Raw genomic sequence first — 8,897 nt, 5'->3', positions numbered from 1 at the left:
CCTTTCCCCTGGAGATGCGCGGCGTCCCGAAGGCCGATCGCAAGCAGCTCGTTGAACGCGCGCTCGACATGGTCCAGCTCGGCGCGATGGCCGACCGCAAGCCGTCCCAGCTGTCCGGCGGCCAGCAGCAGCGCGTGGCTCTGGCCCGCGCGCTGGTGTTCGAACCGGCCGTCGTTCTCATGGACGAACCGCTCGGCGCGCTCGACAAGCAGCTGCGTGAGCAGATGCAGCTCGATATCCGCGATCTCCACAAGCGGCTCGGTCTCACCATCATCTTCGTGACGCATGACCAGTCCGAAGCCCTCACCATGTCGGACCGCATCGCCGTGTTCAACAAGGGCCGCATCGAGCAGATCGGCACGCCGAACGAGATCTACGATCATCCTACCACCCGTTTCGTGGCCGATTTCATTGGGGAAACCAACCTTCTCGACGGCACGATCGAAACGTCGGATGCAAGCGGGCTGACGCTCAGCCTGCCCGGCGGCAAACGCATCCGCGTGGCGGCGGGTTCGAACGAAGCAACCGGAAAAACCGTCACCGTTTCGCTGCGGCCTGAAAAGATCCGCCTCGGCGCGGATGCTGGGGCTGCCAACAGCATTCCCGCCACGATCCTCGATAGCGTCTATCATGGCGATCATCTGCGCATGGTGCTCGATGCCGAAGGCACCAGGCTGATCGCAAAGGCCGACCGCCGCTTCGGCGACCTTCAGCCCGGCAGCAAGGCCGTTGCGTGCTTTGATCCGGCGGATTGCTGGCTGGTGCACTCGTGAGCATCGCGTGGGGCAAGCGGCTGGCAGCCTTCGGCCTTATCGCGCCGCTTCTCCTTTTCCTCGTCCTGTTCTTCATCTGGCCGCTGGTCACGATGATGTCGAACGCCGTGTCCGATCCCGGGGCAGGGCGCGCACTTCCTCAAACGGCGGCTGCGCTGAGCAACTGGGACCGGTCGTCACCGCCGACACCTGAGATGCAGGCCGCGCTTGTCGATGATCTGCGCATAACGCAGGACGATCAGCTCATCGGCGACCTCACCCGCCAGCTCAACAGCGCCAGATCCGGCTTCCGCACGCTGATGGCAAAAACCGTCCGCACCGTGCGCGAACAGCAAGGTGCGGTGGATCTCGTCGAAATCGACAAGCGGTGGGAGGACGTGACCTTCTGGCAGGCCATCGCCGCCGCAACCGCATCGCCTTACACCGACCGCAACCTGCTGGCGGCCATCGACATGGCGCGCTCGCCGACCGGTGAGATCACCGCCTTGCCGGCCAGCGCTTCGGCCAATCTGGCGATCCTCCAGCGCACTTTCGTCATTGCCGCCGGCACCACGCTCGCCTGCATCCTTATCGGCTTTCCTTATGCCATGGTCGCCGCTTCGGTCACGGGCTGGAAGCGCCAGGTGATGCTGGCCGCCGTGCTTCTGCCGCTCTGGACCTCCCTGCTGGTGCGCACCGCCGCCTGGTTCATCCTGTTGCAGGACAATGGCCTCATCAATCGTCTGCTCCAGGCGCTCGGCCTGATCGACGCGCCGCTGGCACTCCTGTTCAACCGCACCGGCGTCATCATCGCCATGACCCACGTGCTGTTGCCTTTCATGGTGCTGCCGATCTTCAGCGTGTTGATCGCCATCCCCACCAACCTCCTGCCGGCAGCCGCCTCGCTTGGCGCCCACCCCCTGCGTGCCTTCTGGCGGGTGCTCCTGCCGCTTAGTCTTCGCGGCGTCGTGTCGGGCTCGCTTCTCGTCTTCATGGCGGCGATCGGCTATTACATCACGCCCGCTTTGATCGGCGGCCCGACCGACCAGATGATCAGCTCGGTAATTGCCTTCTACGCAACGGGTACGGCCAACTGGGGCATGGCGGGCGCGCTCGGCATCGTTCTGCTGGTGGCGACGATCGCGCTCTATGTCGTCTATGACCGTCTGTCGTCGTCCGGCACGGAAAGGGCATGAGCATGCTGCGTGTCCTCAAGATCACCTTTGCCGTCGCAGCCATGACCTTCCTGCTGGCGCCGCTCGTCGCGATCCTGCCGCTGGCCTTCACCTCCAGCGTGTTCCTGAACTATCCCGTGCCCAGCTACTCCACACGCTGGTTCGCGGAGCTTTTCACCGCCGATGTCTGGCGCCGCGCCATCATCAACAGTCTGGTGATCGGCCTCGGCGTCACGGTCCTGGCAACGGTGCTCGGCACATTGGCCGCGCTAGGCCTGCGCGAACGCAGACTGCCATTCTCCGGCGTTCTGCGCACCGCGTTTTTGTTGCCGATGGTCGTGCCGGCAGTGGTGCTGGGCGTCGGCATGCAGCTGTTGTTCGTGCGGATGGGTCTCGCCAACAGCTATCTCGGCGTGATCTTCGCCCACACGGTGATCGCCGTGCCCTTCGTCTTCGTCAACGTCGCGGCAGCCCTGCAAGGTGTCGATACCCGTGTCGAGCGTGCGGCGGCGAGCTTGGGTGCATCGCCGATCACCACCTTCCGGCGCGTGACCCTGCCGCTCGCCATCCCCGGCATCGTCTCGGGCGCGGTGTTTGCGTTCGCCACCTCGCTCGATGAAGTCGTTCTCACCCTGTTCGTGGCTGGGCCCAACCAGCGGACGCTGGCACGGCAGATGTTCTCGACCATCCGCGAAAACATCAGCCCGGCCATCGCCTCGGCTGCCTTCCTTTTCATCGTCGGCACGATCCTGGCTGCTCTGGTTGTCGCCTTCGTGCGCTGGAAGTCGGCGCAGCGTCGCATGGCCTGAGAAGGTCAGGCGGGCTGCTTGAACTCACGCAGTTGTGTCCCTCGCTCAGGGCAGCACAGGATGTTGCCGCTAGGTCAGTCGGACTGCACTACCTTGACCTCCGGCTCTTGCCGTATACTACTGCAAGTTTAGGAGCTTAAAACGGAGGCACTCCTGTGAATTTAGACCTCTCGCGGCGCAGCTTTTTGAAGCTGGCCGGGGCAGGGGTTGCGGCGACGTCGGTCGGTGCGATGGGCTTTGGTGAGGCGGAAGCGGCGGAAGCCGCGCATGTCCGGCCTTTCAAGCTCGCCACAACCACCGAGACGCGCAATACTTGTCCGTACTGTTCGGTCGCCTGCGGCGTCATCCTGTATTCGAAGGGCGACCTTCGCAAGGGTGAAAAGGCCGACATCATCCACATCGAAGGCGATGCGGACCACCCGACGAATCGCGGCACGCTGTGCCCGAAGGGCGCGGCGCTCAAGGACTTCGTGAAGTCCCCGACCCGCCTGCAATATCCGATGCATCGCAAGCCCGGCTCCGACAAGTTCGAGCGCATCTCCTGGGATCAGGCATTCGACCGCATCGCGCGGCTGATGAAGGACGATCGCGACGCCAACTTCACGGCGACGAACAATGCGGGTCTTCCAGTCAATCGCTGGTCAACCACCGGCATGCTCGCGGCATCTGCCACCACCAATGAAACGGCCTGGGCGACCTTCAAATTCGCCAAGAGCCTGGGAATAGTCGGTTTCGATAATCAGGCTCGCGTCTGACACGGCCCTACGGTGTCCAGTTTGGGCCCAACATTTGGCCGTGGCGCGATGACGAACGCCTGGACCGACATTAAGAATACCGATCTCGTTGTCGTCATGGGCGGCAATGCGGCGGAAGCGCATCCGTGCGGCTTCAAATGGGTGACGGAAGCCAAGCATCATCGTGGTGCAAAGCTCATCGTCGTCGATCCGCGCTATACGCGCACCGCATCGGTTTCGGACTATTACGCTCCCATCCGCCAGGGAACCGACATCGCGTTCCTCAATGGCGTGATGAAGTACTGCATCGACAACGACAAGGTGCAGTGGGAGTACATGAAGGCGTTCACCAACGCCGCCTATATCGTCAAGGACGACTTCGCCTATCATGACGGGTTGTTCACCGGCTACGATCCGGAAAAGCGCGACTACGACAAGTCGAGCTGGGATTATGTGCTGGACGAAGAAGGCTTCGTGACGTCCGATCCCACGCTGCAGCACCCGCGCTGCGTGTGGAACTTGCTTAAGGAGCATCTGGCGGCCTACACGCCGGAAATGGTCGAGCGCATCTGCGGCACGCCGAAGGACAAGTTCCTGAAGGTCGCCGAGATGATCTCGGAATGCTCGACGCCGACCAAGACGATGACGTCGATGTATGCGCTTGGCTGGACGCAGCATTCCCATGGCTCGCAAAACATCCGCGCCATGGCCATGCTGCAGCTCATCCTGGGCAATATCGGCGTGCGTGGTGGTGGCATGAACGCGCTTCGCGGCCATTCCAACATTCAGGGCCTGACCGATCTCGGTTTGATGTCGCACCTGCTCACCGGCTATCTCACGATGCCGTCTGAAAAGGACACCGACTTCACGACCTACATGAAGTCGCGCGAGTTCAAGCCGCTGGTGAAGGGTCAGACCAGCTACTGGCAGAACTACAAGAAGTTCATGGTCTCGTTCCAGAAGTCCATGTGGGGCGACAAGGCGCAGGCCGACAACGACTGGGGCTTCAACTATCTGTCGAAGCTGGACGTCCCGGCCTATGACGTTCTGCGCATGTTCGAGCTGATGTATCAGGGCAAGGTCAACGGCTACCTGTGCCAGGGCTTCAACCCGCTTCTTGCCTTCCCCAACAGGGCTAAGAACACGGAAGCCCTGTCCAAGCTGAAGTTCCTCGTCACGATGGACCCGCTCGAAACCGAGACCTCGCGTTTCTGGGAAAATCACGGTGACTTCAACGATGTCGACACCGCTTCCATCCAGACCGAAGTGTTCCAGCTGCCCACCACCTGCTTTGCGGAGGAAGAGGGTTCGCTGACCAATTCGGGCCGCTGGCTGCAGTGGCACTGGGCGGGCGGCACGCCGCCGGCGGAAGCCAAGCACGACACCTACATCGTCGCGCAGATCTTCCTGCGCATGAAGGAGCTGTACAAGACGGAAGGCGGCGCTTTCCCGGATCCGATCCTCGATCTGACCTGGGATTATGCCGACCCGAACGAGCCGACGCCGGAAGAACTGGCGAAGGAGATCAACGGCCGTGCCCTGACGGATCTGATGGATCCGACGGACCCCACGAAGCTGCTGGTCGCTGCTGGCAAGCAGGTCGTGAACTTCTCGCAGCTGCGCGATGACGGATCGACGGCATCGGGCTGCTGGATCTATTCCGGCTGCTTCAACGAGCAGGGCAACAACATGGCCCGGCGCGACAACCACGATCCGGACGACACCGGCGCGTATCTCAACTGGACCTTCGCTTGGCCGCTCAATCGCCGCACGCTGTACAACCGTGCGTCGGCAGATCTGAACGGCAAGCCTTGGGATCCAACCCGCAAGATCATCGAGTGGGATGGCGCCAAGTGGTCTGGCTATGACGTGCCGGATATCGCACCGACGGCAAAGCCGGGCGAGGTCGGCCCGTTCATCATGAACCAGGAGGGAACGGCACGCCTGTTCTCGCGTGGTTTGATGCGCGACGGACCGTTCCCGGCCCATATGGAGCCCTTCGAGTCCCCGGTCGCCAACGTCTTCAACCCGAAGATGCGCGGCAATCCCGTGTCGCGTATCTTCCAGACCGATGCCGATCAGCTCGGCACGTCGGCCGAGTTCCCTTATGCGGCGACCTCGTACCGTCTGACCGAGCACTTCCACTACTGGACCAAGCACAACCGGGTGAACTCGGCGCTGCAGCCGGAGTTCTTCGTGGAAATCTCGGTGGAGCTGGCGGAAGAAAAGGGCATCGACAATGGCGGCTGGGTCCGCGTCTGGTCAAAGCGCGGCTCGATCAAGGCCAAGGCGGTTGTCACCAGGCGCATTCGTCCGCTGATCTGCGACGGCAAGCCCGTCCATATCGTCGGCATTCCGTTGCATTGGGGCTTCACCGGTTCGGCGAAGAAGGGCTTCGGCCCCAATTCGCTGGCCGCCTTCGTCGGTGATGCCAATATTGATACGCCGGAATCCAAGGCCTTCCTGGTGAACATCGAGCCGTCGACGGCGCCAAAGGACAAGGAGCTGGTATCATGACGAACAGCCCCCAGATGGACAGCCCTCGTACAGCCGTCAGTAACCCGCCGGTTCAGCCGATGGACTCCAACCTCGGCGAGCGTGACCTTGTTCGCCGCTCGGCCACCAGTGATCTGCCGCCACCCGAGCGGCAGCTCACCGCTGTCGCCAAGCTGATCGATGTCTCGAAATGCATCGGCTGTAAGGCGTGCCAGTCGGCTTGCGTTGAGTGGAACGACACCCATCCGGGCGTCGGCGAGAATGTGGGTGTTTACACCAACCCCCACGATCTCACCGAAGACATGTTCACGCTCATGCGCTTTTCCGAGTGGATCAACCCCGAGACGGATAATCTCGAATGGCTGATCCGCAAGGATGGCTGCATGCATTGCGCGGATCCGGGCTGCCTCAAGGCCTGCCCGGCGCCGGGCGCGATCGTGCAATATTCCAACGGCATCGTGGATTTCATCCACGAGAACTGCATCGGCTGCGGTTATTGCGTGAAGGGCTGCCCCTTCAACATTCCCCGCATTTCGAAGGCCGATCACCGCGCTTACAAATGCACTTTGTGTTCCGACCGCGTGGCGGTGGGGCAGGGCCCGGCTTGCGCCAAGGCTTGCCCGACCCAGGCCATCGTGTTCGGAACCAAGGACGACATGAAGAAGCATGCGGATGAGCGCATTGCCGACCTCAAGTCCCGCGGCTACGCCAATGCCGGCCTTTACGACCCGCAAGGCGTGGGCGGCACGCATGTGATGTATGTCCTGCATCACAACGACAAGCCGCATATCTATGCCGACCTGCCGGACGATCCGAAGATCTCCGGCGTGGTTCAGGCCTGGAAGGGCGCCACCAAATATGTCGGTCTCGCCACCATGGGCTTCCTGGCCGTGGGTGCTGCCCTGCATGGTGTCTTCGCCAAGCCGAACCGCGTCAGCCATGAAGACGAGGAGGGCGCCGAGGAGGTCCTGAAGGACAAGCTCGGTGGGCAATCCGAGGAGCGCGTCTGATGGTGGAAGCAGAACGGGTTCAGCCCGGCGATGAAATCCACATGGGTCCACCGATCACGGTGGACCGCTACGGCCCGGCCGCCCGCGTCAACCACTGGATCACGGCGCTGAGCCTGATCCTGCTTGCGATCTCCGGCCTGGCGCTGTTCCATCCCTCGCTGTTCTTTCTCACCGCCCTGTTCGGCGGCGGGCAAACCACGCGCTGGATTCACCCGTGGATCGGCGTCGTCCTGTTCATCAGCTTCTACATCTTCTTCTTCCAGCTCTGGAAGGCGAACCTGTTCACGCGCACAGACGTGAAGTGGCTGATGAGCGTCAAGGAAGTGCTCACTGCGCAAGAAGACAAGCTGCCCGAAGTCGGCAAATACAATGCCGGTCAGAAGATGATCTTCTGGGGCATGGCGCTGTTGATCATGGCTTTGATCATCACCGGCGTCATCATCTGGGATCAGTATTTCCTGGAAGCCACCGCCATCCCCACCAAGCGCATCGCGGTTCTCGTGCATGCATTGGCGGCGGTTGCGATCATCTGCATCTTCATCTTCCACGTTTACGCGGCAATCTGGACGCGCGGCACGCTTCGCGCCATGACCCGTGGCACGGTGACAGGCGGATGGGCATTCCGGCACCATCGCAAATGGTTCAAGGAACTGGCGCAGCGCCGCCGGGTTGATCCAGCAGAATAAGATGACTAGCTGTGGCCGGTCGGCCCGCGAGGTAATATGTCTACGTCCCCCATCCAGCCCGATCCCTCAGCGATCGGGGGCATCCCGAAGGCACCCTTGGCCTTCATGCCAAACACGGCGCGCCTCTTCAAAGAGCGCGCCGCTCGTTTTCAGCGGTTGGCCGAAAGCAGCCGTCTTGCGCCTTATCTCACCTTCCTTGCCGGTCTGACGCGCATCCAGAGCGAGTTGGTGGAGGCGCTGCCGCCGATCGAGCCCATTCCGGCCGAGCAGGTCGAACGCGCCCGCAGTGCCGCCATGCCGCCGCTTGATCGCTCGGCCATGACGCAGTCCGGCGCCTTCCGCGAAACCCTGAAGCTGTTTCTTGAACGCGCCGAAGCCATCGAAAAACCCGCCGCTGCGGCGGAAGCTCTGGCGCAGGTGCAGGTGGCCGACGATGCTACGCTGGCCTGGATGGTCGAAAACATCGCCGCCGACAACCTCCCGATCGAAGGCCTAGCGCAGCATCTTTACGTCGCCGCCGCCACCCAAATCCATGCCGCGCGCCTGGCAAGCAGTCTCGATGCGGCCAGGCTCGTGCCGATCCAGGTCGGCGTGTGCCCAACCTGCGGCGGCAAGCCCATCTCGTCCATGGTGATTGGGTTCCAAGGCGCGGAAGGAACGCGCTATGCCGGCTGTTCCTGCTGCGGTACGATGTGGAACGAAGTCCGCGTCAAATGCCTCGCCTGCGGCTCCACCAAGGGCATCGGCTACCGCGCCGTGGAAAGCGGCGACGAGGAAGCCACCGTCAAGGCGGAAGTCTGCGACACCTGCCACAGCTGGGTGAAGATCCTCTATCAAAACAAGAACCCATCACTCGAGATCGTGGCTGACGATGTCGCGAGCCTCGGCCTCGACCTTCTGATGAAGGACACGGAATACAAGCGAGCGGGCTTCAATCCCTTCCTGATGGGGTACTGAACCGTGTCCGGCCCTGCCGATCTGCGCGCGCTGCCTTCGGTCGATCAGCTGCTGAAGGCCGACGCCGTCCTGCCGCTCGTTGAACGGCATGGCCGCACGATCGTCACGGAAGAGCTGCGCTCGGTCTTGAGCGAAATCCGCAGTGCTGTTCGTGAAGGCGGGGCTTTGCCGGACACAAACGGCATCGTGGCATCGCTGCTCGGCCGTCTCGCCTACCGCGACCGCTCCAACCTGCGGCCGCTGTTCAACCTTACCGGCACGGTGCTGCACACCAATCT

7 protein-coding genes and 1 pseudogene are annotated in these 8,897 nt (G+C 62.4%); all 8 read left to right on the top strand.

Annotated features, from left to right (window positions below; translation table 11 throughout):
• Positions 1-773 (top strand): ABC transporter ATP-binding protein (locus tag RTX98_RS11930; protein ID WP_312796800.1); only part of this gene is annotated, 773 nt, incomplete at its 5' end.
• On the top strand, positions 770-1,948 hold the full coding sequence (locus RTX98_RS11925) for an ABC transporter permease (RefSeq protein WP_312796799.1): 1,179 nt from the start codon (positions 770-772) through the stop codon (positions 1,946-1,948). The genes RTX98_RS11930 and RTX98_RS11925, both read left to right, overlap by 4 nt.
• A complete protein-coding gene (locus RTX98_RS11920; protein ID WP_312796797.1) occupies positions 1,945-2,736 on the top strand; it encodes an ABC transporter permease in 792 nt (263 codons plus the stop codon). Before RTX98_RS11925 ends, RTX98_RS11920 begins: the two co-directional genes overlap by 4 nt.
• Before the next feature lie 155 nt (positions 2,737-2,891).
• Complete coding sequence (gene fdnG / locus RTX98_RS11915; protein WP_312796796.1) at positions 2,892-5,987, top strand: formate dehydrogenase-N subunit alpha; 3,096 nt, start codon at positions 2,892-2,894, stop codon at positions 5,985-5,987.
• Complete coding sequence (gene fdxH / locus RTX98_RS11910) at positions 5,984-6,976, top strand: formate dehydrogenase subunit beta (RefSeq protein ID WP_416223114.1); 993 nt, start codon at positions 5,984-5,986, stop codon at positions 6,974-6,976. Before fdnG ends, fdxH begins: the two co-directional genes overlap by 4 nt.
• Positions 6,976-7,662, top strand: coding sequence for a formate dehydrogenase subunit gamma (locus tag RTX98_RS11905; RefSeq protein ID WP_312796795.1), 687 nt, complete (start codon positions 6,976-6,978; stop codon positions 7,660-7,662). The genes fdxH and RTX98_RS11905 overlap by 1 nt, the downstream gene beginning before the upstream one ends.
• Positions 7,663-7,698: 36 nt before the next feature.
• Entirely contained in the window at positions 7,699-8,619 is a 921-nt protein-coding gene (gene fdhE / locus RTX98_RS11900; protein WP_312796794.1) for a formate dehydrogenase accessory protein FdhE, read from the top strand.
• Positions 8,620-8,622: 3 nt separating this feature from the next.
• Positions 8,623-8,897, top strand: a pseudogene (locus RTX98_RS11895) (L-seryl-tRNA(Sec) selenium transferase); the annotation flags it as partial.

Origin of the sequence: Tianweitania sp., from assembly GCF_032053605.1 — a bacterium.
Taxonomy (GTDB): domain Bacteria; phylum Pseudomonadota; class Alphaproteobacteria; order Rhizobiales; family Rhizobiaceae; genus Tianweitania.
Note: the sequence above shows the minus strand (reverse complement) of the source record. Positions and strands in the feature narration are given on the sequence as shown.